A 25,833-nucleotide genomic window follows, 5' to 3' on the forward strand; every position below is an offset into this window, starting at 1 on the left:
CCATCGGAGGTGTCCTTATGTTTAAAGATTATAACATGAATCAAGTAGTTTTGCTTTAGATTTAGAAGTTAAATTAAAAAAAGATGATGTTGCCTTTTCCATAAATGAATTAGTAGAAAGTATACCTAGTAAAGCTTTCGAAGGCTTTATTCACCAAACTGGTTGTCCCCCATATCATCCACGAATGATGATGAAAATTATTTTATGTGCGTATACACAATCTGTTTTCTCTGGAAGAAAAATCGCAGGATTATTAGAAGATAGTGTACGCATGATGTGGCTATCTCAAGGTTACGAACCAAGCTACCGGAACATCAATCGCTTTCGTTCTAATCCACTAGTTGAAGAAATCCTTCGTGAATGTTTTGTGCAGTTTCGTAGCCAACTCGTTCAAGAAAATTTAATTGAGGAAGAAGCGATATTTATTGACGGGACAAAGATTAAAGCGAACGCAAATAAATTCACCTTTGTTTGGCGCAAATCCGTGGAGAAGTATAGTGATAATTTAATGGAGAGGTCCAATCAAATATACGATGAGTTATTGGAAAAGGAAATTATTCCGGCAATCGAACTGTTTGTATTTATTATTTAATTTTACTTGTATTTTTCTTTTTTTTATATAACCCATACTTTTATTTATATTTTCTGTCCTAATACTTTAGATGGGCCAATCAGGAAATTTCAAACCATGATAGACTTAAGTAAATTGATTGAAAAAGAAACACAAAAGATTTACTATACAAACTTCCAAGACCAAGTGATTGAAGTAAAAAAAATGGTCCGATGTTCCATGTGTCTCGCAATCGCTATACAGGTAGATATTGCAAACCACCCTAAGGTGCTGTAGTCAAAAGTTATGGTATTGAGCGGTAGGGAAAAGGTAGGACTAGACTTTGTTAGGTGAGTATTAAGGAGACAAAAACCATTGAACCGCTGAGTAAGTATCGAAAGCGTAACGATGTTTTGCCCCGAGCCCGTAGATCTTTATTCTCACAAAATCAGGGAATAAATCGTAAGTTTTTATTTTAGTTAGATATAGGGAAAAGAAAAGTTATCTACTTAGTTTTTCTGTTTTAATTCTCTTCCTTATATCCCCTTTGTGATAAGCGGTCATTTTCTACTTCTATTAATTACAAAAATTATGGATATTTGCAGGTTTTTCGTTTATCTTAGAGTAAGATGAATATTAATTGCAATATAACGAAATAATTGCATGGCTTGGAGGGATAAAATTGTTAGAACTATCTATAAAGGAACCAGGTAAATTAAAAATAGTTGCACATGCATTATCTTCTGAAGTTCGTTTAAACATAATTAGTCTCTTAAACAAAGGAAATATGAATGTACATCAGTTGGCTGAGACGCTTAATATTCCTATATCTACAACAGCTTCGCATATTAAGGTATTGGAGGAATCTGGTTTAATTTTAACAGAGTTACGCCCAGCAAGTAGGGGAGCAATGAAAGTAGCTACAAGAAACTTTGATGATATTCACATTGAGTTAAACAGCCAAAATCAATTTTCAAGAAAGTATAAACACTTTCAAATAGAGATGCCTATTGGGCATTATGTTGACTTTGAGGTTGCGCCAACATGTGGTATCGCTAATCATGATGGATTTATCATTCCTGAAGATGAACCCGTTCACTTTTATAGTCCCCAACGTTCAAAAGCTCAATTAATATGGACAAGAAAAGGCTTTTTTGAATATAAATTTCCGATAATAGGGATCCCTCCAAAATCAGAAATTAAAGAAGTGCAGTTTTCAGTGGAGATTTGTTCGGAGGCACCGAACTATGATTCTAATTGGCCATCTGATATCACAGTATGGATTAATAATGTTGATATTGGAACATGGACTAGCCCTGGAGACTTTGGCGATCGCCCTGGTAAGCTAAATCCCAAAAAATGGAGTGAAAAAACTTATACGCAATACGGTAGTTTAAAAACATGGAAAGTGACAAGTGATCAAACTACGATAGATGATATTGTACTATCTAATACTACTGTTCAAGATCTTAATATAATGGAAAGAAATTATTTAACGTTTAAGATAGGAATTAAAGAAGACGCAATCCATAAAGGTGGAATTAACTTATTCGGCCGAGATTTTGGTGACTATCCGCAAGATATAAAGCTTCATATAGATTTTGAGTAATCGATTTGGTATATTTACATAAAGTTGTTAAAAGAGTATGATTCTATATTCTTTTAACAACTTTTTTGTTGATTAATAATTTATTTTAAAACAAAATTTACAAAACTTTCATTGATTCAGATTAGGGAAGTGTATATTCTATCTAGTGTAGTCACAAAAATACAGTAATAAAACAGATTTTCTGTATTAAATGATTGCGGGAAAATTAAAGGAGGAATTGACATGAGAAAGTGGTTGATTGTTGTAAGCTTAATGCTAGTCGGAGCGTTGTTTTTAACAGCTTGCACTGGCGGATCAGAAGAGCAAGCTGATGGTCAGTCCGAGAATGATAAAGAAGTTATAGAGGTTGAAATGTGGAATCTCTTTGCTGCTGGTGACGCGCAATACATGCAAAACATTGTAGATAAGTTCAATGAAAGCCAGAGCGAAATTTTTGTTAACAATGTTACTCAGGAAAATGCTCAGTATTATACAAAGCTAATGACAAGTGTCAGTTCTGGAAAAGGCCCTGATTTAGCTATATCACATATGCACGTTTTACCGGAGCTAGTTAGTCAAGGCCTTGTAACTGAGTTGAATGACTTAGGGAAAGATGTTGGAATAGTGTGGGAGGATTTTAATAAAAATATTCTTGATGCTACTATTTATGATGGCGTTCATTACGCGTTACCAATTGATATTCATCCTCAAATCATGTACATAAATAATGAACTTGTAGATCAAGCCGGACTGCTAAATGAAGACGGTACTATCAAAATGGACAAATCTCCTGAAGGATATATTGAATTTTTTAAAACTCTAAAGGAAAGACTTCCTGAAGGTACATTACCATTTGCTTCTTCTTCAGCTGGTGGTAATCCTTATTGGTTATGGTGGGGATTTTATACCCAGCTAGGAGGAGAAAATATTGTATCAGAAGATAGTCTCGAAAATCCAACATATAATATTGATTTGGATAAAGCAATTCAAGCAGCAAATTTCCTAAAGGACTTATATCATGACGAGGAGATAATTAGGCTCAATGTAAGTGACTACTACCCAGATTTTCAAGCCGGAAATGCAGCAACAATAACTGCAGGAGTGTGGGCAACAGGCACTTGGGAGATTACGGAGGGTCTTGATATTACCCCAATGCCGATCCCGAATGTTTTTGGTGAAAAAGGTGCATGGGCAAACTCTCATACATTTGTTTTACCTTACTACCAGGATACAGATCCAGAAGTTCAAAAAGCAGCTATAGAGTTTATGGACTTTGCTACTGATAATGGTGCTATGTGGGCGCAGGCTGGACACATACCAGCTAAAAAAGCAGTTATTGAATCGGAAGAATTTAACGAACTTCCATATCGAAATCAGTATGCAGAGGTAGCGAATTATGGAAATTTTGCCGATCGGAATATTTATGCCCGTGGGATAGAAGAAATATTAATAGGCCACTTGGATACTGTGTGGTCAGGTGAAGTTACAGCAGAAGAAGCTTTTAAAAAAATTGAAACTGAAGTGAAGGAATTAATAGGAGAATAATAGTGAAGTAGATGTCTTTAAATTGACTCTCCGATATTTTAGAGGCATCTACTTTTAACTTATTAGTGAAAGAGGCCTGGTTATGAATAAAAATCTTTGGATGCGCGACATAAAGGTAATACCTTTTCTTCTTCCTTTTTTGGTAGTGTACATAATCTTTACTATTCTTCCAGTATTTAAGGGCTTGGAAATGAGCTTTTATGATTGGAGTTTAATTAGGAAAATAGAGTTTGTCGGATTTGAGAACTATCAGAAAATGCTTTTTGATCCCCATTTTTGGCGTTCACTTTGGAACACAACTCTATTTGTGATTTTAACGACACCAACGATGGTGTTACTTGCTTTAGGGTTAGCGCTACTGGCAAACTTGAATTCAAAGCTAAAAACCTTTTTTCGTACGGCATTCTTCCTGCCAAGCATTTTATCCGTAGCAGTTATTTCATTTCTAGCTATTTTTATGCTTCAACCATATACAGGACTATTAAATACCGGTCTGCACAGTATTGGTATTGAAGCGGAACCATTTTGGATGGCAGATAAAATACTTTCATGGGTGAGTATTGTTGTTGTTACGTTATGGTGGTCAGTTGGCTTTAATATGGTTTTATTCTTAGCTGCCTTGCAGGAAATTCCTGAATCTTTATACGAAGCAAGTGAAATTGATGGGGCAACTCGTTGGGAACAGTTCCGTTATATTACTATCCCACAGCTAATACCGATAGGAAGAGTAGTGATACTACTGCAGATTTTAGCCTCCTATAAAGTATTTGCTCAAATCCTATTAATTACGGGTGGTGGGCCTGCAGGGGGAACAAGACCATTAATCCAATATATTTATGAAGTAGGGTTTACCCAAAATAATATGGGTTACGCAGCTACAATGTCCTATGCATTGTTTTACATCCTATTAATTATATCGATTATCCAACTTAGAAGTCAAAGATTGAAGGAGAGTTAAAATGAAAAAAAACAGTGTGCTTGATCGGAATCGTGATCCTTTACGCAATGTTAAAAAAGCAATAGGATTGGTTGTTGCAATAATATTCATATTTCCAATCATTTGGATGTTATTCGTGTCTTTGAAACCAGATGGATTTTCTACAACTAATCCATTAGATTGGTTTACACCTCCGTTTACTATTGCTAACTATATTGACTTGCTCTTAAATAGCATGATATTAAGGTGGGTATTTAATAGTTTCATTGTAGCGCTGATTACCACGGTTTTAACATTATTCATTACTTCTCTGGCAGCATTTGCGATATCACAAATGAAATTCCGATATAAAAATATCATTTATATATTTTTTTTAGTGGGATTGATGATCCCCGGTGAAGCAACGATTATTCCACTCTATGAGATTGCCAAAAATCTTAATCTGATAGACAGTTATGCTGGACTCATATTACCAATGATTGCCTCGCCAATTGGTGTAATAATACTAAAGAGCTTTTTTGATAGTGTTCCTAAGGAGGTTATTGAAAGTGCAATAATGGATGGATGCTCCTATTTTAAGCTCTATTACAAAATTGTTTTACCCCTGGCTAAGCCTGCGTTGGCAGCAATTGCGATATTTACATTTATCGGGTCGTGGAATGACTTTTTATGGCCGTATTTATCGATTTTGTCTGAAACATTATATACCTTACCAGTTGGATTGCCGGTATTCAATTCAACCTATTCACAAGCTTATGTATTACCTATGACGGCTAACGCAATAGCATCCCTACCTGTAATTATTGTATTTTTATTTTTTGAAAAACAGATTGTAAAAGGGATCAGTTTTACGGGAATTAAAGGTTAATACTAGCGGAAAGGAAAACAACAATGAAAACTAATGCAATGTATCAACGAACAGAATACCCACGACCTCAATTTCAACGGCATTTGTGGGTGAATTTAAATGGAACTTGGGAATTTTCATTTGATGATCAAAATATTGGAGAAAAAGATTTGTGGTATGAGAATTCCTCTTTTTCTAAAGAGATACAAGTACCTTTTACCTATGAATCAAAAGCTAGTGGGATTGGGGATGAATCCTTCCATCCATATGTTTGGTATCAGAGAACATTTGAAATACCGGAAGAGGAGTTGGGGAAGCGAGCTATACTAAGGTTTCAAGCGTCGGATTACTTAACAAAGGTATGGGTTAATGGAAACTATATTGGAAATCACGCCGGCGGGAATGCCGCATTTTCTTTCCCTATTACCCATGCCATTGATCCCACGAAGGAAAACATATTGGTTGTGAAAGTGGAGGACAGTCAAAGCTGCTATCAACCAAGAGGCAAGCAACGTTGGAAAGATGAGAATTTTGGATGCTGGTATGTCCAAAATACTGGTATATGGCAAACGGTCTGGATGGAGTTTCTTCAGGAGGAAAGTATAGATAATGTCAAAATCACCCCAAATGTTGATCAAAATTCAGTTATTTTTGAATACAAGTTTAATGGTATCGTTAAGGAAGATTGGAAATTAGAAACAATTATTAGTTATGAAGGTAGGAAGATAAAGCGTTTTTCAATAATTCCTGATCGAGCAAATATTACATTCGAAGTAGATCTGCTTTCAGAATTGCATGAATGGAAAGTGATGCATTGGACACCAGAAAACCCACACTTGTATGATGTTACTTTTAAACTTTCTGTAAATAACGAAGTGGTAGACGAAGTAAGATCTTATTTTGGTATGAGAAAAGTATCTATTAAAGATGGTAAAGTTCTCCTTAATAACATGCCAATTTATCAGAAACTTCTACTTGATCAAGGATATTGGCAAGACACCATGCTTACTCCTCCATCAGATGAAGCCATGATTGAAGATATAGAGAAGACGATACAGATGGGATTCAATGGTGTTCGTAAGCACCAAAAGATTGAGGATGAACGATTTCTGTATTGGTGTGACAAAAAAGGTTTAATCGTGTGGTCTGAAATGGCTGCCACATATGAATTCTCCGATGAAGCTGTTGGAAACTTTACCAAAGAATGGATAGAGATAATGGAACAACGATATAACCATCCTTCCATTATTACGTGGGTACCATTTAATGAATCATGGGGTGTCCCAAACATATTTACAAATAAAAGACAACAAGCTTTTACCGAATCTATATATTATCTGTCTAAAACAATAGACCCAGAGCGGCCAGTTATTGTTAACGACGGTTGGGAACATACCGTTTCCGATATTATTGCGCTTCACGATTACGAGGAGGATGGGGAAGTATTTTACGACCGTTATATTAACAAAGAAAAAATACTGACTAATGAAATTCCTCATAATACACGTAAATATGCATTTGCAGAGGGTTATGAATATAAAGGTCAGCCTGTTGTTATAACGGAATATGGTGGCATTGCTTTTAATAATGATAGTGGTTGGGGGTATGGAAACCAAGTGAATACAGAAGAGGAGTTTTTGAAACGGTATCGTAAAATTACAAATGCAATTAAATCAATACCATATATAAGTGGTTATTGTTATACACAAACGACCGATGTTCAGCAAGAAATTAATGGTTTATTAAAAGAAGACCGAACACCAAAAATAGCACTAGAAAAAATAAAAGAAATTAATGATTCTATTAACTAGTAAGAAGCGAATTCTCTTATTGGATGCCTACCGGACTTTATTGGAATTTGCCGAGAGGATTAAAAGGAGATATTGTGTTAACTGTAGGAGGGGGCTGCGGGTCAAGCAACCCCGCTGGTTATCGGCGAATTTTAGAATTTAACAGCGAATAGAGTTCCCCAAACCCAGGAACCGTGGAAAGGAAGCAGAAGAACCGCCCCCACGCTTGCTATTCAGCAGATTGAATCATATTTTCAAAATTACAAATCTATGCTCAGAAAGCTACGTCACTACTGCTTTAGGGTTTGGGTTGGAAAGGAATCGGTGGCTTTAGTTTTAGGTACTACTTAATCCATTTGTGCAAACACTTTATAGTTAAAGTCTATTTAATCTTGTTAATAAATTGGAGTAACAAAAGAGTAACATAATCTTATTAAAATCAATTAATTATCATTAAAGATGTTACAATTCTAATTCTAAAGAATGTCTATAGGACGCGATTAAATAAACCCTCATATACTCATATTAAATATATTACAAAGCAGTGGATATATGGGCGGCATTATGTAATCACGCCCCCAAACCCTTTAAATGAGTCGGTTTTAAAGTAAGATGAGAGGGAAATGCCAACATTTTGTTAACATTGAGGTTATTAATAGAGGCTTTTCAAAAGTTCACTGAACTTTTGGGAGGCCTTTTTTGAATTTTTCCGTTACGTGGAGGCATCTTGTAATTCCTTACTTTAAGGATTTGTTAAGTCTTCAAAATCTTCTAAAGACTACTTTACATAAGGTCGTTTCTATGTAAAATAAACATTAACACGGAAGGAATAATTGGTATTACAATCAGAAAAGTCTCTAGTCGCTTAGGAAGCTCTATTGCACCGAATTACGTTAATTTTATGGATGTTGAGGAACTAAATGAGGCAGTAGTAATGAAAATTGTCGAGATTAGTAAACAAATGTTAATTGAACAAGATACTGGAAAAACCGTTTCATGACATGGGTGTAGCAAGTATTCTCAGAAAAATTGAGTGAGCAAATGACAATCGAGTTATTAGACAGTGCTGCTGATGATGTCATAGTCGGTGCCCGTTTTCGAAAAAAGGATATTTGAAATAAACACTTCAAAGTCATTCTTTTACGAAAAGCGCAAGAGAATAAGATTGGACAACTCAATCTTTACATCTATTAGATAATATACTTCAAGCGGGAAAGCAGATGGCGGACTTAGACCTTCCAATTCTCCTTTGTAGCAAGCACAACATGAAACCTTATTCCACACAATATTGTAATAGTGATGCCTGCCCCCTTCTAAAGTGGACTGAAGAAGTATTCAAATATGATAGTAGAGGAGAGTAGCCGCTTGTGGTTTGCTTCAAGTTTTTATTAAAAGTCTTATTAATTGTTAGTTGTTTCACAGGTTTAACAGTGTTTTCTAATCCCTCCATCGCCTCTGCCATCTTGATAGATTCCCCTGATATAGAGGCATTAATGGATAAGGTTTTACAGGAGAAAATGGAGAAATCCCACATTCCCAATGCAACAGTTTCCGTTGTGAGCGATGGAAAAGTGATTTTTGAAAAAGGTTATGGACATGCTAATTTGGAAGATCAAAAAATGGTTGATGCAGAAAAGACGATGTTTCGGATGGGTTCGGTCTCTAAACTATTTACGTGGACAGCAGTCATGCAGCTTGTAGAGCAGGGGAGTCTTGATCTGAAAACCGACATCAATGAGTACCTTGATTTTGAAATCCCTTCTAAATTGAAAGGTGGCGGTCTACGTGAGGCAGAGCCGATAACGCTTTTTCATTTAATGACACATACACCAGGATTTGAGGACTACGCGGATTCTATTTTCAAACTTTCCGCTGATCAATTGCTTCCCCTTAGAGAATATGTACGGGAATACATGCCAGCCCGCGTATTTCCTCCAGGAGAAGTAACAGCCTACTCCAATTATGGGACCGCTTTGGCAGGTTATATTGTAGAACAGGTTTCAGGATTACCTTTTCCGGAATATGTAGAAAGAAATATATATGAACCATTGGAAATGAAACAAAGTACATTCCGACAACCCCTGTCTGAGGAACTTTCCTCCAACATGGTGCAGGCCTATCGGTTTGTTGATGGTGAATACCGTAAAGGCGATTTTGAATTTGTTCCTGGACCAGCAGGGGGTATGAGCAGCACAGCAACGGATATGGCTAAATTCATGATAGCTTATTTGCAGGGTGGAAAAAATGAAAATGGTCGAATTTTAGAAGAAAGAACTGTTCAGCAAATGTTTAAGCAACAGTTTACTCAACATCCAGAGCTGGATGGAATGACCCTCGGCTTCATGGAGAAAACCATCAATAATGAACGGGTCCTATTTCATGGTGGAAGCACTACGCTCTTTGATACTGGGGTTTATCTTTTTCCGGATAAAAATGTCGGACTGTTCATTTCTTACAGTGGCAGCAATTATCTCACCCACACCGATATTTTTCAGACATTTATGGAGCAATATTTTCCTTCCGTTCATACAGCAACTCCAATACAAGCAGAAGGTGCGTTCAATCGTTCAAAAGAGTTTGCAGGCGAATACCACCCAAATCGTAAGAGTTTTACTACATCGGAAAGTCTCGTGAGCTTAACAACAGGAATAATGATTGAAGTGAATGAAAATGGCGATTTATTGGTGACGTATGCTGGTGTAACAAACAGGTTTGTGGAAACGGGAGAAGGAATCTACCTCAATACAAGGGAAGGAACCACACCGGATGCATACGGAGAATTCCGGACAATTGCTTTTAAAGAGGATCCTTTTGGCAACATTATGCTAGCAGTTGATGGACCTATGACCTATACGAAAGCGCCTTGGTATGCGACAAGCGGATTCACATTCTTATCAATCATTGTTCCTGTATTGTTATTTGCCGGAAGCTTGATTTTTTGGAGTGTCGCTTCAATTGTACGAAGAATTAAACATAAAAAAATCCAACATCCAAAAGATGCGATAATAGCAAGAAGCGTTGCCATTGCATTTGGTCTATTTACTTAGGAGTGATTGGCGGAGTTGCAATAACAGGTGAAATAGATCCTGTATATGGATTGCCAAAGACCGCCCTGGGTATCTTGCCTTCGTGGAGCCCGATTGTAGACCTATTTCCATATGTACTGTCCCTATTGGGAGCTGTATTAATAATCTTCACTGTGCTAGCCTGGCGGAAAAGATACTGGCGAATTCCTGGCCGTATTCACTATACGCTTTTAACGATGGCGGCGTTGAATTTAATTTGGATTTTTTGGTATTGGAATTTAGTTTGAACCATAATGGTTTAAATACCACTGTTAAAGCTTGATTATCAGTTAGATAAGCATTATTTGGTTATTGTGAATTTCTATGAATAACCATGGGTGAAAATATAAATCCCTTCGCTTTTCCGCAGTTTATTTTACAGAGCTCAACATGGGGAAAGTGAAGGGAATTTCAATTAAGTTGGAATAATGCAGCATGGAGCAACTAGTTTTGCTGCATATTTAGTTGACGGAGTTTTTTTTCATGTTGGACAACCTTGCTGGCTGAAAAATCAACCGTCTCTTGTGTTTCAGTTAATTCAACGCGAAGACCATCAACCTTTTTCCCTAAATGATCAATCTTTTGGTTAACTTCAGCAAAGCCCTTGTCCATTTTCGTTTCTAATTCAGACTTCATGTTATCCATTTTGGATTCTAAATCGGATCTCATTGTATCCATCTTTTCATCGATATGATTGGCATGAAGTTTAAAGGCGTTTAAGACTTCTTTTAAAACTGTTTCTTGTTCCACATTTTTCACCTCCTTTTGTATCATTATTATAACTGATACGAGGCTTTTTTAGAAGGTGCTGTTCTCTGAGAAATTCGGTGTCAGTCCACTTCTATCAAGAAGGGGTTCCCATAAATGCTTGTTGATCTAGAAATCCTTCCACACTAGAGGGAGAGGTTCTTAAAATTATGAAACAACTAGAAACTTATAGCTATTTAAGAAGTTTTGTTGGTCAGCTTTACTGTACACCAGGTTTCATACGTTAACGATCTTTGATTCGAAAAGATTCCGTTGAAACCAGCATCAGCTCTACTACTTGCTTGGACATTTCGCTTTGCGGAGTTTTGAAGTCCTCCTCAATCCACCGAATGATCATTCCCGCGATACCGTGGGAGCGGTAAATATATAACCATTTCAAATCAAGCTCTTTGGAGGAAATGTCGTATTGATATTCTTTAATAAACAATTCTTCAATGGCAAGAGCCAGCTGATACCGGAAATCAACTTGTATATGATCACTTAAAAGAAGTTTGTACAAATCGGCATGACGCTGGAAGTATTTAAATAATGTAATATCCTCAATATTTAATTGAGATAGATGAACTTCTGTATTTTTTATATATGGGACGCGGATTTGCTCAATCATTTCTTGCAGTGTATCATCAATGATTTCCTGCAGCAATTGTTCTTTTGAATCAAAATGTGCGTAAAAGGTGCCACGGTTATAATTGGATTCACGAATTATTTCTGTTACTGACACTTTTTGAAACGGTTTTTTGGTTAAGCAATTTATAAAAGCAGCTTTGATAGCCTTTGTAGAACGTTGAATGCGTTTGTCGGTATAGATTGCCATATAGACACCTCCTTCTCTATTATTTCCAAGTGATTCACAGAAAGCAATTTAAATGAACAAAATATCCAATTTTGTCTGATAATGAACAATTTTGTATGTTCTATTGATTGTTTTTTGAAATTTCTTGAACTAAAATCAAGATAGAAAATAAGGGAGGTAGGACATTATGGTATTTCCGGTATTAGAAGGTAAAGTAGCAATCGTAACAGGTTCTGCAATGGGTATGGGAGAAGCGACAGCGAAGCTTTTCGCAGAGTCAAAAGCACAAGTTGTAATAGCAGACTTCAATGAAGAAAAGGGTCAAAAAGTAGTTGATGAAATCAAAAAAGCAGGTGGCGAGGCTGCGTTTGTAAAAGTAGATGTTTCCAACTCAGAGCAAGTTCAGGCAATGGTGCAATTTGCTGTTGATACATTCGGTAAATTAGATGTTGCGGTAAACAATGCAGCATTAACCCCTGACGATAAACCAGCTGATTCATTTGATGAAGAATACTGGGATCGCTTAATGTCTGTTGATTTAAAAGGTGCGGCATTATGCCAAAAATATGAACTGCAACAAATGAAAAAGCAAGGAAATGGTGGTTCAATCATTAATATATCATCTGTAAGTGGTTACCGTCCCCAACCGAACAACATCGCATATGTGGCAGCAAAACATGGTGTGGTAGGGATAACAAAAGTAGCAGCCTTGGAGAACGGTAAATTTAATATCCGCGTCAATTCCGTAGCACCAGGCGCAATTGATACGCCAATGCTACGTGGGGCACTGGAACAATTTGGCTTAAGTGAAGAGGAATATGCACCACAATTAAGCTTGCTAAATCGCTTTGGTCAGGCAGAAGAGATCGCACAAGCTACACTTTGGTTAGCATCTGATGCATCATCATATGTAACAGGTACAACCATACATGCTGATGCTGGTTATACTTCACGTTAAGGATTAGGAAGAACCACGGGGACAGGAACCTCGGTCCACATTTAGGTAGATTAAATATTATCTGGACCAGTGTTCCTGTCCCCGTGGACCACTCCCGTGGACCGGACCAGTGTTCCTGTCCCCGTGGACCGGACCAGTGTTCTGTCCCCGTGGACCACTTACTTCACAATGTTTTGGCACATTCCCAGTGATTCATGTTCCAATGGTTTTGAAAATGTAACAGCAGTATCTTCGAGTAAAATAGATTTTCATTAAAGCTGAATGGGTTTTCAGAGCACTTATTAATGGCGTTATTTACGGTAAAATTCTTCGTTTCTGGACCGTCTGAGCCCTCTTGCGCTGTTTTTACGGGTATAAATTCAGTATGTTCTTTATCGTATTTTTTATATTTCGGATTGATACGGATAAAATCCTCTACATAATTAATAATGGTATTTGTAGAAAGAGCTTCTTTATTTTCCTCACTTAATTTATTATAAGTTACATCATATTCAGAACCAGAATTACTGTTTTTCCAAGCTATAAATTGCATTGGCCGCGGTATATCTTCAAACACATTATTTTGGAAGGTAGGGTTGATGGTACCACTTGCCAAGATTCCCCTATTAGCGTTATCTTCCCCAGGGTCAACACTTTTAAAAATATTGTTTTCTATCGTAGCGTTACTCCAGTTCAACACGCGAACGGCATCCTCACGCATATTCTCTATTCTATTATTCCTGATAATGACTTGGTCATGAAATTTCCCCCCAGAATATTTATGTGTGCCGATTGCTCGGTCCAGGTCATAGAATAAGCTTTTTTCTATCGTCATATTGGAGTTAGGTGTTTTATCAAACTTACTCCACTTAGAGCTCCAGCCATTCGTTAGCTTGTCGGGTGTATCGATATTGATCGCTTCTTTGATTTCGGATGACGAAGGTTTTGAATACATAAATTTATTGTTGGTTATAACAGCATCCTTTGTTGCATCAATCTCAATGAAATGGCCGGAATACATGTTTAGAAAATTAATATTTTCGATTCTGATATTTTGATTATGGCCAGCAATAATAGCAATACCATCTTTTTCGAAATTCAAATCAATTGTCGCAGTACCGGATCCAATGATGGAGATGTTTTTTTCACCATTGTATCCGCCATAGACACCCTCTTCTTTCCCAAGAGAAGGACGGATCAATTGAAAAATCGATTTATCTGCATCGAATTTAGATGTACCTGTTTCATTACCATTTACAATCCTTGCACCATCTTCTAATTTAATCGTTACATTTGAAGGTATGAATAATACGTTTGACACCGTATACGTTCCTTTTTCTAATACGAGTGTGCCTCCACCTGTTTCTTCAAGTTGTTCAAGATAGGAACGAATTAAATAATAATGTTTCGTATGCTTATTATAGGTTGAAGCATTCATGAAATCGCTATTGTATGTATCGCTATTTGGTGTAATCGTATATGTTTCTGTCTTAGCTTCGATTGAATTTGTAGGAAAGATAACCCACAAAGTCAACAAAACTAAAGTCAATAAAAGCTTTTGCATGATTCAATGTTCCTCCTGATAATTGTTTATAAGTATACTTAGTCGTTTACCTAAGTATTGATTATATAGGTGAGTAAGTTTTTAAACATTCTTCCTTGTTAGATTAAATCAGGAATTAATTCCGATTTTAATCTATGTTGGCTAGTATTTAATTTCTTTTGCTTTAAAAATGGAGTTTGTTTACTCTCTAAATTATTTACCCTAAATAATTTTATGTAAAACTTATTCTGAGTGCACCGCGGGGACAGGAACCTCGGTCCACTTTTAAGTAGATTAATTATTATTTGGACCAGTGTTCCTGTCCCTCTGGACCACCTCTGAACCATAATAGTAAAATTAATGTTATAGTAGAAGGAATAATTAAAAAGTGAGTAGGCGATAAGCATGATTGAGATAAAAACATCTTCACTAAGTGATGGGGAATTCAATAGAGGGGTATTTGCTGTACGTGACATAAAAAAAGGAGAGCTTTTACATGAAGCACCTGTGATTTCTTATCCAAATGATCAGCATCCACACATTGAGAAAACCTTACTTGCAGATTATGCGTTTGAGTATGGGATAAATCATTCTGCTATCCTTCTTGGTTATGGAATGTTGTTTAACCATTCCTATGAACCGAATGCAACGTATGACATTAATTTTAAGAATCACACATTTGAATTCTATGCTTATACAGATATAAAAGCAGGAGATGAGATTCTGATCAATTACAATGGGGATACCGATGACAAAGAGCTATTGTGGTTTGATCAGGACTAAAAAAGTGAGTAACTAAATATAGTATATTACAGGCGCATTTCTTATGAATGCGCCTGTTTTTAAATGGAATAATTATTAATCTGGACCAGTGTTCCTGTCCCTCTGGTCCACCTGAAGGTAGATATAGATGAACAGTTTCTTGTCTATAATGTATAATAATATTAAAAGGTGGTGCTATCGTGCGTTCTGTTAAAAGATCACAGGTTAACGATAATATAGCTGATAATCGGAAAAAGGTAAATGCAATGCTTTATAAAGAACGGGGTCAGAATCCACGTATTAGACGTTTTCGACCACGTTCTGCGGATGAACGCAGGGCTTTAACTGAAATTACAAGGGCAAGCGTGGAGAGGGCAAAAAGGGAAGGCAAAATGAAAATGATCGGAAAGCGGAGAATGTACTATGATCCCTCTGAATGAATTGAAGGATAGATTTGATAAACTCAAGCACCTTTCAAAGCATGAAAGAATGGTGCATGTTTGTGGATTGTTAGCTGCTTATTTTCAGAAAGATAATATTCAACCGATCATAGTCGGTGGATTATCTGTCGAGATCTACACCAGAAATAACTATACAACCTATGATATTGATTTAGTAACGGATGGAAGAGACCAATTTGATAAATTACTTACGAATGAACTTGGCTTTACCAAAGAGGGTCGGAGTTGGTATCACGAGGAATTGGAAATTTCTATAGAGATACCAGACAATTATTTAGAAGGAAGTAAGGATAAGGTTATTGAAATGGAATTGGAAAATGAACTCGTGATTTATGTTATTGGTGTAGAGGATATAATCATTCACAGGCTGGAGTCCGCTATCGTTTCCCACCCAAAAACCCTGAGTGGTCTGATGATTATGATTGGGCTCAGCGTATGTATCAAATCCATCAACACGACCGGGAAATGATGGATTTGAATTTAATTATAGTTATCTAATTGAATCATTGGATTATAGTCAGATCACACTGCTTTTTACTCCCGCCATAAAGTAGTATCTTAGAATTGAAGATTATTGAAAGGGATGAAACAAATGGTAAAAAAGAACAATAAGTCTGATTGGGCAGAGGCTAAAAAACGTTGCCGCTTGAATCAAGCAGATATACAAATGGCAAAAGAACTAGGGTTGAAACCAAAAAGCTTAATTAAAAATATACCAGCTCCCAATCAACAGTGGAAGGCACCTGTTAAAATATGGATTAGAGATTTATATGAAGACAAGTTTGGAAAGGTAATTGAAAATGGAATTAACAGTAGATGAAAAGTTGGCGATATTAAGAGCTGCTGATGAACTCATTGCGCAAGGCGGTCGCAACCTTCTTGCTAAGATTCTAAAAGGTTCACGTGAGAAAAAAATTCTGGCATTAGGATTGGATAAATGCCCTGTCTACGGTTATTTCAAATCAGAAAAAATAGCTGATATTGTAGATAAAGTAGATTGGATGATCGATTATGACTTTTTGGACATTCAATACTTTGGAAAGTTACCAAAGATAGTTTTTACGGAACGTGGTTGGAAAATTGAGTCTGATCAGCTTTCAGATGAATTTTTAGCGGAATGGGATACATGGATAGAAGAGGATAGACCTTTGCCAAATATGGAATACTTAAAAGACCGTAACCGAAATCTGATACTTCTGTTTCTGGAAAAAGTAAAAGAGACTGGAGATCGAAAATATATTCCTTATCTTAAAGCGTGGGAAAAGATAGAATATAAAAAGGTAAGGGCAAAAATTCGCTCGAGCATAGAAGCCATAGAATCCAATCAAGAAATTGATCATATGGCCATACAAAATAGAGAAGCAGAAATCCAGGAAGCATTATTGGGTTCAGCACCACAGGATATGCTTCTTAAATGCTGGGAATGTGGCAACAGGTTTACATTCACGGTCGGTGAGCAACAGTTTTATAAACAGAAAGGCTTTGATTTTCCTAAAAGATGTAAGGAATGTCGAGATAGACGAAAGTATGAAGAGTTTTATGAAGAGTTTTATTAAATGAGAAGGAAGAACCACGGGGACAGGAACCTCGGTCCACCTTTCAGCAGGTTAATTTGGACCAGGGTTCCTGTCCCCGCGGTGTTTTTCCTTGTACCTTGCTTTAAAGAGTTTGTTTGGCAGAATAATGCCAAACAAACTCTTTAATTATTTCCCCTTGATTCTCCAAATAATCTAGAAATTTCATCACCTCAGACATGACTGTAAAAAAATTGTTTTTCATATTTAGCTGGATGTCTTTGCTTGGCTATTTTTCTGCCTTCATATGCATGGAAAAGTTCCTTATGTTTTTCAATTTCAATTAGTTTTACCTTCTGCAATGCTAATGCACCAGCAGTACCTTCAGCAAAAGCTTCCATACCAGCTCTTGAATAGATGAACGCGTCACTTTTCAGCGATTGCTGTCTTATCCATATTTTAATAGCCTAGGAAACTTTGTTATATTTTTCCTTGACAGTCACACAAGGTAAGTGATACTATTCAAATCGTAATCATTACGATTTCTGAGAGGGTGTTATATATGAAGATTTCATTTGCAAAATGGTTAAGCGTATTAGCTATCAGTTCACTACTAGTAGGGTGTCAGACTTCAAACTCATCTGAGAGCGATTCTGCTGATGAAACAGAATCATCCTCATCAGCTGTAGAAGGTTCTTCTGAAATGCAGGAGCAAACCTCTGAAAGTCACACACATGAAAGTGATCATGACCATGAGTCCGATCATAGTCATGCACATGATGAAGAAACAGGAAAAATCTATGACGGTTATTTTGAAGACAGCCAGGTGAAAGATCGTTCGCTTTCCGATTGGGAGGGAGATTGGAAATCTGTATATCCATATCTTCAAGATGGTACGCTTGACGAGGTGTTTACTTATAAAGCGGAGCATGAAGGTGACATGACAGCTGAAGAATATAAGGATTATTATAATGAAGGGTATCAAACAGATGTTGATCGCATCGTGATTGAAAAGAATGCTGTAACATTTTTCAAAAATGGTGAAGAATATTCTGGTGTGTACATCGAGGATGGGTACGAAATCCTAACATATGAGGCTGGAAATAGGGGAGTAAGATACATATTTAAACTAGCAGAAGAAACGGAGGGGCTTCCTCAGTATATTCAGTTTAGTGATCATAGTATCTATCCGACGGAAGCTGATCACTATCACCTGTATTGGGGTGACGATCGTGAAGCTTTATTGGATGAAGTCATCAACTGGCCAACTTATTACCCATCAGAAATGGATGGACATGATATTGCCCATGAGATGATGGCGCATTAAATTAGGAACCAAGATTATTATTTTCATAACTATGCATAATTCAAAAGTTTCCAGTGAGGCTTGGCGAATGCATAATCTAGAGGATGTGAAAATGTTACGTCAACAATATTAAAATGTACTGATTGGAATAGAGAAATTAACCAAGGATGGTAAGTTTGATTATATTCTTATTGAAGCTACAGGTATTATCGAACCTGTAGCCTAACCCTTTTCCTACTTGGACGGTCAATTAGGCATTGAACCATAACTTAAATACAAACTAAGAAAAAAGGGTGGAATACGGATGACACAAAAATCCAAATCAAGGAATCACCTTTCGATACTTGAAGACAAAATTCAATTAATAAAAATGGAGAAGGGCGCCATCTATTTAGTTGGACCTATAAAACTACCTGTTAATTTGTATGGAGAGACAGTTAATTTTCAATGGTACTGTTGGCTGAATTATGAGGAGGTAACGGAGGACTTCAATCGGCTTATTGAAAAGTTATCTTCAGCTAATTTAGCTGAATTACAGCAATCCAGTGTTTTAACCTACGGTGATTTTAGTTATGGCGATGATGCCCTCATTAGAATGCATTCTATCTGTCATACAGGAGATATTTTCGGGAGCAAAAGGTGTGATTGTGGATTTCAATTAAAGCAATCAATGAAAAAGATTGTCGAACAAGGAACAGGTGCTTTATTTTATATAGCAAATCAGGAGGGAAGAGGAATAGGTCTATTCAGCAAATCGATGGCTTACATTCTTCAGGAGAATGACTACGATACTGTTGAGGCAAATGAAGCGCTTGGCTTTGTTGATGATTCTAGAGATTACAGTAATGCGATTAATGTTTTAAAAGCATTAAGAAGTAAACCTGTTACCGTAATGACCAATAACCCCAAAAAATTAGAGGCTTTAAAAAATGCTGGTTTATTGGTATCAGGAAGAGAGCCATTATGGGGAAATCGTTCAGAGTTTAATGAAAAATATTTAGCAACAAAAGTAAATCGTTCGGGTCATATTGGAGAAGAGGAGAAAAGCAGTAATGACTAGTCATTAGTACATGGAAGAACTATACAAAACGTAAGGGCAAGGAAAGGGCAGACAGACTCCAATCCTTTAGTTGGACCAGTAATTGTTAATGAGAGATGGCACTGTTTATGTCACGCTTCAGTCTTATTCCCATTTGTCACCAACTGGCCAACTACTACCCATAAGAAATGGATGGACATGATATTGCCCATGAAATGATGGCACATTAAATTAGGAATCACGAAGCTTAATACTTTAACAACTATGCATGATTCCTAAGTTTTCAGTGAGGCTTGGAGAATGCTTATTCTAGGAGGCGCAAAAATGTTACGTCAACATAAAATTCCCGTTACCATTCTAACAGGGTTTCTAGGAGCTGGAAAGACAACGTTACTAAATCGGTTATTGAGAGATGTTCGGAATCAGCATGCTGGCGTTATTATTAATGAGTTCGGTGAAACTGGTATAGATGCTGAGCTCGTAATTAAGACGCAAGAAGAAATTATAGAGATCAATAAGGGCTGTATTTGCTGTAATGTACGAGGAGACTTGATTCAAATACTCAAGGACTTAATTGTCAAGGTTAACAAAAGAGATATACAACTAGATCGCATCATCATTGAAACGACTGGTCTAGCAAATCCAGGACCTGTTATTCAGACCTTTCTAATGGACGAAGTGATGTCATTTTGGTTTGATATCGACAGTGTTTGTACGGTAGTGGATGCGAAACACTTGCCTCTTCATTTAGATCAGGAAGAAGCACAAGAGCAAATTGCCTTTGCAGATTTGATTGTTATGAACAAGACGGATTTAGTTTCTTCTCAGGAGATTGAAGATTTAAAGTTTCGGCTAAAACAGATGAATGCGACTGCTGAAATTATCAGTACAACAAACAGTGAAATACCTTTAAATAAACTGTTAGGCATAGCTTCGTTTCAACTGAGTGAGAAACTAAAAATTCGACCAAACATGCTAACCGACAATCATCACCATCACGATGACAAGATTAATTCTGTTGTTCTAAAAGCAGATAGAGCCCTCTTAATGGATAGAGTAAATGAATGGTTTTCCTACCTTGTTCAAATAAAAGGAGAGTCTCTGTACCGCTATAAAGGAATATTAAATGTAAAAGATACGGACTATCGGGTGGTTTTTCAAGGAGTTCATATGCTTTTTGCTGGTACGGAAGATCGGAAATGGAAAAATGATGAAACTAGAAAAAGTGAACTCGTTTTTATCGGGAGCAAGTTAAATAAGGAAGACTTTAACAAGGGGTTCCGATATTGCATGGGTGAGGATTTCAACCTTCGTAAGGAAGGTAATTTTTTTAATGTTTAAATCGTAATGATTACGTTCTATAACTGATAAAGGAGGAGTATTATATGAAAAAGAAGGTACCAGTCACCGTTTTAAGTGGCTATTTAGGATCTGGTAAAACAACGCTGCTTAATCATATTCTACATAATAAGGAAGGAATGAAAGTTGCTGTTATTGTAAATGACATGAGTGAGATCAATATTGATGCAGGTCTCGTCGAAAATGAAGGGACACTATCCAGAGTGGATGAGCAGCTGGTAGAAATGTCTAATGGATGCATATGCTGTACGTTACGTGAGGATTTACTGATTGAAGTAGAAAAATTAACCAAGGATGGCAAGTTTGATTATATTCTTATTGAATCTACAGGTATTAGCGAGCCAATCCCTGTAGCGCAAACCTTTTCGTATTTGGACGATCAATTAGGAATCGATCTTAATGAACACTGCACTCTGGACACGATGGTAACCGTTGTGGATGCCAGTCGCTTTTGGCATGATTTTGGTTCTGGCGAAAGTTTAATAGATAGGAAGGAAGCTATTTCGGAGGAGGATGAACGGGAAATTGCAGATTTATTGATCGATCAGATCGAATTTTGCGATGTACTCATTCTAAACAAGTGTGATCTTGTTAGTGAAGCTGAGTTAAATAAATTAGAGAAGGTTTTAAGAAAGCTTCAGCCAGAGGCTAAATTTATTAAAACATGTTACGGAGTAGTTGATCCAAAAGAAATTTTATTGACAAAGTCTTTTGATTTTGAGAAAGCAAGTGCATCAGCAGGCTGGCTGAAAGAGTTAACCAATGGACCAGAACAGCACACACCTGAAACGGAAGAATATGGGATTGGTTCGTTTACATATGAACGCAAGCTTCCTTTTCATTCTGTTCGATTAATGGAATTTATAGAAACGATGCCTGAAAATATTGTGAGGTCAAAAGGAATTATGTGGTGTGCGACCCGAAATGAATTTGCGTTACTGCTTTCGCAAGCAGGCTTAAATGCAAATATCGAACCGGCTACTTATTGGGTGGCAGCCCTGTCGAAACAAAGACAGGAAGAGATTTTACAGGAAAACCCAGAAGTAGAGCAAGCGTGGGATCCCGAGTTTGGGGATCGTAAGACGCAACTCGTTTTCATCGGCATAGATTTAGATAAAGAAACAATTGTCAGTGAGCTGGATCAATGCCTGTTAACACCGGAAGAGATGGAGAGTGATTGGAGTTCTCTACCAGACCCATTCAATTGGAATATCCAAAAAGGCTAATAGAAAAGGTTTAGACCGTCAGCACGGGTTTAACTCAATTAAATGAAGGAGGAAGCTAGCAATGGCAAAGAAATCAAAAATAGCTAAAGCAATGAAGCAACAAGCTATGGTAGAAAAATATGCAGAAATTAGAAGAGAATTGAAGGAAAAGGGTGATTACGAAGCACTGCGTAAACTGCCACGAGATTCTTCTCCAACACGTTTGAAAAATCGTTGTGCGGTTACCGGCCGTCCTAGAGGTTACATGCGGAAGTTTGGTATGTCTCGAATTGCTTTACGGGAATATGCGCATAAAGGACAGGTGCCTGGAGTGAAAAAATCTAGTTGGTAAGGTGAACCATGGGGACAGGAACCTCGGACCACTAATAAGCAGGTTAATCTGGACCAGTGTTCCTGTCCCCGCGGTGTATTCCGGTTTGTACATGGGGAATCAGAAAGGGTGTACCAAAGATAGATTTGATACACCCTTACTTTTGTATAATTGTAATCGTTTATTTTAAATTTTTACTAATGTATTGAATGATTTTTCTTAACTCAGTTGGAGTGGGTCTTCCAAATGGGCTTGTTTGCCTTTGCTGATACAGAAGATTTCCTAGCTCATCAACTAGGAAGTAGGCCGGTTCCCCGTGAATCCCATGATCTTCATAAGGTGCGTTCTCACCATGGTAATGTACTTGATACTTTTCTAAGACCTCAAGTTTTTCATCTGCAAGCACCTGGAAGGTATAATTGTGTTTCTCCACCATGTTCTTTAAAGCATCCAGGTTATCTGTAGAAATCGTTGTGAGATGAATGTTTTTCCCTTCAAAGTATCCTTTACTTTTTTCAAGTTCTTCCAATTCGCCCATGCATGCTGGGCACCAAGATCCTCGGAAAAAGATGATTAATTGCCAACCACCTGTTTGTTTTCGGTAATCTTCAAAGTGATAATTGTCTCCAGACACTGCTGGAAGCGTAAAATCTGGTACCGGTTTACCAAGTTTAAATTCTGACATAAAAATTCCTCCCTTAATGAAATGAACCACGGGGACAGGAACCTCGGTCCACCTTTCAGCAGGTTAATTTGGACCAGGGTTCCTGTCCCCGCGGTGTATCCTATTCCACCTCTAAATAATGAACACTAAACCATTTGTTTTTGTCGACAAATACTTCCACAGGTTTAAACCCGCATCTCGAACCGATTTTTTGAAAAGAATTAATCGAGTATTTGTAGGAATTTTCTGTATGGATGGTTTCGCTCTCTGCAAAATCTATTTTTCGGTCTCCTAGATGTACAGTTTGATTAACTTTACTTACCAAATGCATCTCTATTCTACTTTTTGCTGCGTTATAAAATGCATGATGGTAAAAGTTTTCCACGTCAAAATCGGTGTTGAGCTCTCTATTCATTCGTGTTAACAGATTCATATTGAATGCAGCTGTAATTCCCTGTTTATCGTTATAGGCTTTTTCTAACATATCCTGGTCCTTTTTCAAGTCCACACCGATTAGTAATCCGTCTCCTTTATTCAGTGTATTGGAAAGTTGCTTTAAGAACATAGCTGCCTCAAAAGGTTCAAAATTTCCAATTGTTGATCCTGGGAAGAAGACAACTCTTTTATTTCCTCCCAGTTCAGGTAACGAAAAGGATTGTGTGTAATCGGCAACAATGCCATGTATTTTCAGCCTAGGATAGTCTTTCTCTAACTGACAAACCGTCTTTGTCAGCATTGTTGAAGAGATGTCAATGGGAATATAGCTGTTCAAGTTAGTTTCGTCTAATAGGACGTGCGTTTTCGTGCTGCTGCCACTTCCTAATTCAATTAAATCTGCACCTTTTTCCATTAATTTAGCGATAGATGCGTGAGATTGATTTAAAATATCAAACTCTGTGCGTGTTTGGTAATATTCTTCTAAGTCCGTAATTCTTTCAAAGAGTTTCGAGCCTGACTCATCATAAAGATATTTAGCGGCAATCGTTTTTGGATTTGATGTCAGGCCATTAATAATATTCGTAAACATATCATCCTGCTTAGGGGAAAGGTTTGTAATATTGGAAGACTCTTGGTTTACGACACTCATTCGCCATCCTCCGCTAAGCGCAATCCGCTAAATTGCCATCTCATTTGTGGATAGAAGAAATTTCGGTAAGTCAGACGTATATGAGATTCTGGTGTCGCACAGGAACCACCTTTTAAGACCATCTGGTTTGCCATGAATTTGGCATTGTATTCCCCTAGAGCACCTTTTAGTGGTTTACTTCTTGGGTAAGGGGAATAGGCGCTTTGGGTCCATTCCCAAACATCGCCAAATCCTTTTGAAAAGGGCTGTTCTCCGTAATTTTCTGCAATTGGCTGAAAATATCCTTGTTCAGCAAAGTTCCCTTTGATAGGGGTTTGTTTTAATCCGTGTTCCCACTCTTCTTCAGTTGGGAGGCGCTTCCCAGCCCATCTGGCATATGCATCTGCTTCATAAAAACTGATATGGCTGACCGGCGCGTGCTCGTTGACTGGTAACAAACCTGATAACGTATAAACAAACCACTCACCGTCATGCTTTTCCCAATACTGTGGAGCCTGCCATTTATAAGTCTTAACAGCATTCCAACCATCGGATAGCCAATATTCTGCTTGTGTGTAGCCCCCATCCTCGATGAATTGCAGATATTCACCATTTGTGACAGGACGATTTGCTAAGCGATAAGGGTCCAGCCATTTTTTATGTCTCGGCCCTTCATTATCAAAAGAAAAGCCCTCCCCATCGTTCCCAATTTCCACTAATCCTCCGTTTATGTCCACAAAATTCAAGTCTTGAGCAGAAGAGTTACCAAACGTGTCATTGGTTATGTAAACAGGGTTAGTTGGATTAAAAGAGAAATTGTATTTTAAGTCGGTCAGCAGTAACTCCTGGTGTTGTTGTTCGTGGTTTAAACCAATCTCGATCAGCTGTCTGATTTTTTCAGCATCCACTTGGTCTATATCTTTTATTAATGAAAGAATATGGTCATCTACATATTTTCGGTAAGAAAAAGTTTCTGAAACAGTCGGACGTGTGATTAGGCCTCTGGATTTTTGCGGGTGAAATTTTCCAACGGTTTCATAATACGAATTGAATAAATAATTATAATCCTTATGGAAAACAGTGTAATTTGAGAGATAGTTCTTTAAAAGGAATGTTTCAAAAAACCAAGTGGTATGTGCTAAATGCCATTTCGTTGGACTGACATGCGTATCGGCTTGGACAATAAAGTCTTCGATCTCTAGCGGCTCAACTAATTGTTCGGAGTACGAACGAATACGTAGGTACTCATCTTTTAATTTGTCAGCTGTTATAGTCGTCATTACAAAAACCTCCTCTTTGAACTATAAAAATGTATTCCCTAAATGTTCATTAATCAATCGTAAAAAGAAAGATTGAAATTTTCAGTAAGCTGTCTTCTGTTTACTAGTTTATATTATTTTCAGAAAGAGGTCCACGGGGAAGGTCCACGGGGACAGGAACCTCGGCCACTTTTTGGTAGGAACAAGGGAAAGGTGCGAGAGACCAGAGAAGAAGTCTTCTTCAAGTGTATGAGGGTGCCAAAATTGGATGCACGAGAAAAGATCCACATCGATGATAATGCTTATTCTGTTAGCCGGGATAGGAAAACTTGTCCACTATTTATATAGAACAATTGGACCAGGGTTCCTGTCCCTGTGGTCCCTCTCCCTGTGGTCCCCGCGCTATTTAAATAGAATAATTGGACCGACGTTCCTGTCCCCGTGGTCCGATTGTTTTCTTTGTGCGCATTAAAAAATTAATGATATTATGCTTTATATATGTTC

General features: G+C 37.3%; 24 protein-coding genes and 2 pseudogenes. 19 read left to right on the forward strand and 7 right to left on the reverse strand.

The window, feature by feature from the left end:
- Window positions 1–17: 17 nt before the first annotated feature.
- The 7 genes and pseudogenes from A4245_RS01680 to A4245_RS01710 form a co-directional block, all read left to right on the forward strand.
- Window positions 18–571, forward strand: a pseudogene (locus tag A4245_RS01680) (transposase); the annotation flags it as partial.
- 661 nt (window positions 572–1,232) lie between these two features.
- Entirely contained in the window at window positions 1,233–2,159 is a 927-nt protein-coding gene (locus tag A4245_RS01685) for an ArsR/SmtB family transcription factor (protein WP_067725063.1), read from the forward strand.
- Window positions 2,160–2,381: 222 nt separating this feature from the next.
- Window positions 2,382–3,683, forward strand: coding sequence for an extracellular solute-binding protein (locus A4245_RS01690; protein WP_067725065.1), 1,302 nt, complete (start codon window positions 2,382–2,384; stop codon window positions 3,681–3,683).
- A gap of 82 nt (window positions 3,684–3,765) precedes the next feature.
- On the forward strand, window positions 3,766–4,641 hold the full coding sequence (locus A4245_RS01695; RefSeq protein ID WP_067725067.1) for a carbohydrate ABC transporter permease: 876 nt from the start codon (window positions 3,766–3,768) through the stop codon (window positions 4,639–4,641).
- Between the two features lies 1 nt (window position 4,642).
- A complete protein-coding gene (locus A4245_RS01700) occupies window positions 4,643–5,488 on the forward strand; it encodes a carbohydrate ABC transporter permease (RefSeq protein ID WP_067725069.1) in 846 nt (281 codons plus the stop codon).
- Window positions 5,489–5,511: 23 nt separating this feature from the next.
- The gene (locus A4245_RS01705; RefSeq protein WP_067725070.1) at window positions 5,512–7,278 is read left to right on the forward strand and encodes a glycoside hydrolase family 2 protein; all 1,767 of its coding nucleotides are present in this window, start codon (window positions 5,512–5,514) and stop codon (window positions 7,276–7,278) included.
- Window positions 7,279–8,750: 1,472 nt separating this feature from the next.
- Window positions 8,751–10,304, forward strand: a complete 1,554-nt coding sequence (locus A4245_RS01710; protein ID WP_157087633.1) for a serine hydrolase domain-containing protein — start codon at window positions 8,751–8,753, stop codon at window positions 10,302–10,304.
- Between the two features lie 462 nt (window positions 10,305–10,766).
- Here the strand turns inward: A4245_RS01710 and A4245_RS01715 are convergent, their stop codons facing one another.
- Together A4245_RS01715 and A4245_RS01720 are read right to left on the reverse strand one after the other, a co-directional pair.
- Entirely contained in the window at window positions 10,767–11,072 is a 306-nt protein-coding gene (locus A4245_RS01715) for a hypothetical protein (protein ID WP_067725072.1), read from the reverse strand.
- A gap of 241 nt (window positions 11,073–11,313) precedes the next feature.
- Entirely contained in the window at window positions 11,314–11,904 is a 591-nt protein-coding gene (locus tag A4245_RS01720; RefSeq protein ID WP_067725074.1) for a TetR/AcrR family transcriptional regulator, read from the reverse strand.
- A gap of 166 nt (window positions 11,905–12,070) precedes the next feature.
- Here A4245_RS01720 and A4245_RS01725 point away from each other — a divergent pair, with 166 nt between their 5' ends.
- Window positions 12,071–12,841, forward strand: a complete 771-nt coding sequence (locus A4245_RS01725; RefSeq protein ID WP_067725077.1) for an SDR family NAD(P)-dependent oxidoreductase — start codon at window positions 12,071–12,073, stop codon at window positions 12,839–12,841.
- A gap of 163 nt (window positions 12,842–13,004) precedes the next feature.
- Here A4245_RS01725 and A4245_RS01730 read toward each other — a convergent pair whose 3' ends face one another.
- Entirely contained in the window at window positions 13,005–14,384 is a 1,380-nt protein-coding gene (locus A4245_RS01730) for a right-handed parallel beta-helix repeat-containing protein (protein ID WP_084268628.1), read from the reverse strand.
- A gap of 384 nt (window positions 14,385–14,768) precedes the next feature.
- Here A4245_RS01730 and A4245_RS01735 point away from each other — a divergent pair, with 384 nt between their 5' ends.
- The 5 genes from A4245_RS01735 to A4245_RS01755 all read left to right on the forward strand — a co-directional run bounded on the left by A4245_RS01735 (window position 14,769) and on the right by A4245_RS01755 (window position 17,142).
- Complete coding sequence (locus A4245_RS01735; protein ID WP_067725079.1) at window positions 14,769–15,146, forward strand: SET domain-containing protein; 378 nt, start codon at window positions 14,769–14,771, stop codon at window positions 15,144–15,146.
- 179 nt (window positions 15,147–15,325) lie between these two features.
- Window positions 15,326–15,565 carry a hypothetical protein gene (locus A4245_RS01740; RefSeq protein WP_067725080.1) on the forward strand — a complete coding sequence of 80 codons (240 nt, stop codon included), beginning with the start codon at window positions 15,326–15,328 and terminating at the stop codon, window positions 15,563–15,565.
- Window positions 15,549–16,055: a DUF6036 family nucleotidyltransferase gene (locus A4245_RS01745; protein ID WP_067725081.1), complete on the forward strand. Its 507-nt coding sequence runs from the start codon at window positions 15,549–15,551 to the stop codon at window positions 16,053–16,055. Before A4245_RS01740 ends, A4245_RS01745 begins: the two co-directional genes overlap by 17 nt.
- 123 nt (window positions 16,056–16,178) lie before the next feature.
- Window positions 16,179–16,406: a hypothetical protein gene (locus A4245_RS01750; RefSeq protein ID WP_084268629.1), complete on the forward strand. Its 228-nt coding sequence runs from the start codon at window positions 16,179–16,181 to the stop codon at window positions 16,404–16,406.
- On the forward strand, window positions 16,387–17,142 hold the full coding sequence (locus tag A4245_RS01755; protein WP_067725085.1) for an RQC-minor-1 family DNA-binding protein: 756 nt from the start codon (window positions 16,387–16,389) through the stop codon (window positions 17,140–17,142). Before A4245_RS01750 ends, A4245_RS01755 begins: the two co-directional genes overlap by 20 nt.
- 191 nt (window positions 17,143–17,333) lie before the next feature.
- On the opposite strand, the gene A4245_RS19980 is transcribed toward A4245_RS01755, so the two are convergent.
- A complete protein-coding gene (locus A4245_RS19980) occupies window positions 17,334–17,501 on the reverse strand; it encodes a hypothetical protein (protein WP_157087634.1) in 168 nt (55 codons plus the stop codon).
- Between the two features lie 161 nt (window positions 17,502–17,662).
- Between A4245_RS19980 and A4245_RS01760 the strand changes: the two genes are divergently transcribed.
- The 6 genes and pseudogenes from A4245_RS01760 (at window position 17,663) to rpsN (ending at window position 22,361) form a co-directional block, all read left to right on the forward strand.
- Window positions 17,663–18,427, forward strand: a complete 765-nt coding sequence (locus tag A4245_RS01760) for a ZinT family metal-binding protein (protein ID WP_067725087.1) — start codon at window positions 17,663–17,665, stop codon at window positions 18,425–18,427.
- Between the two features lie 124 nt (window positions 18,428–18,551).
- Window positions 18,552–18,629 (forward strand): annotated as a pseudogene (locus tag A4245_RS20505) (hypothetical protein); the annotation flags it as partial.
- A gap of 81 nt (window positions 18,630–18,710) precedes the next feature.
- On the forward strand, window positions 18,711–19,466 hold the full coding sequence (locus A4245_RS01765; protein WP_067725089.1) for a GTP cyclohydrolase II: 756 nt from the start codon (window positions 18,711–18,713) through the stop codon (window positions 19,464–19,466).
- A gap of 303 nt (window positions 19,467–19,769) precedes the next feature.
- Window positions 19,770–20,786, forward strand: a complete 1,017-nt coding sequence (locus tag A4245_RS01770) for a CobW family GTP-binding protein (RefSeq protein WP_067725091.1) — start codon at window positions 19,770–19,772, stop codon at window positions 20,784–20,786.
- Window positions 20,787–20,830: 44 nt separating this feature from the next.
- Window positions 20,831–22,030, forward strand: a complete 1,200-nt coding sequence (locus A4245_RS01775) for a GTP-binding protein (protein ID WP_067725093.1) — start codon at window positions 20,831–20,833, stop codon at window positions 22,028–22,030.
- 61 nt (window positions 22,031–22,091) lie between these two features.
- On the forward strand, window positions 22,092–22,361 hold the full coding sequence (gene rpsN / locus A4245_RS01780) for a 30S ribosomal protein S14 (RefSeq protein ID WP_067725095.1): 270 nt from the start codon (window positions 22,092–22,094) through the stop codon (window positions 22,359–22,361).
- Between the two features lie 160 nt (window positions 22,362–22,521).
- Here the strand turns inward: rpsN and A4245_RS01785 are convergent, their stop codons facing one another.
- The 3 genes from A4245_RS01785 to egtB form a co-directional block, all read right to left on the reverse strand.
- A complete protein-coding gene (locus tag A4245_RS01785; protein ID WP_067725097.1) occupies window positions 22,522–23,025 on the reverse strand; it encodes a peroxiredoxin family protein in 504 nt (167 codons plus the stop codon).
- Window positions 23,026–23,125: 100 nt separating this feature from the next.
- Entirely contained in the window at window positions 23,126–24,091 is a 966-nt protein-coding gene (egtD, locus tag A4245_RS01790) for an L-histidine N(alpha)-methyltransferase (protein WP_199860635.1), read from the reverse strand.
- A complete protein-coding gene (egtB, locus tag A4245_RS01795) occupies window positions 24,088–25,350 on the reverse strand; it encodes an ergothioneine biosynthesis protein EgtB (protein WP_067725099.1) in 1,263 nt (420 codons plus the stop codon). Before egtB ends, egtD begins: the two co-directional genes overlap by 4 nt.
- Between the last annotated feature and the right edge of the window lie 483 nt (window positions 25,351–25,833).

The organism is Oceanobacillus damuensis (genome assembly GCF_001618145.1).
Classification (GTDB): domain Bacteria; phylum Bacillota; class Bacilli; order Bacillales; family Amphibacillaceae; genus Oceanobacillus; species Oceanobacillus damuensis.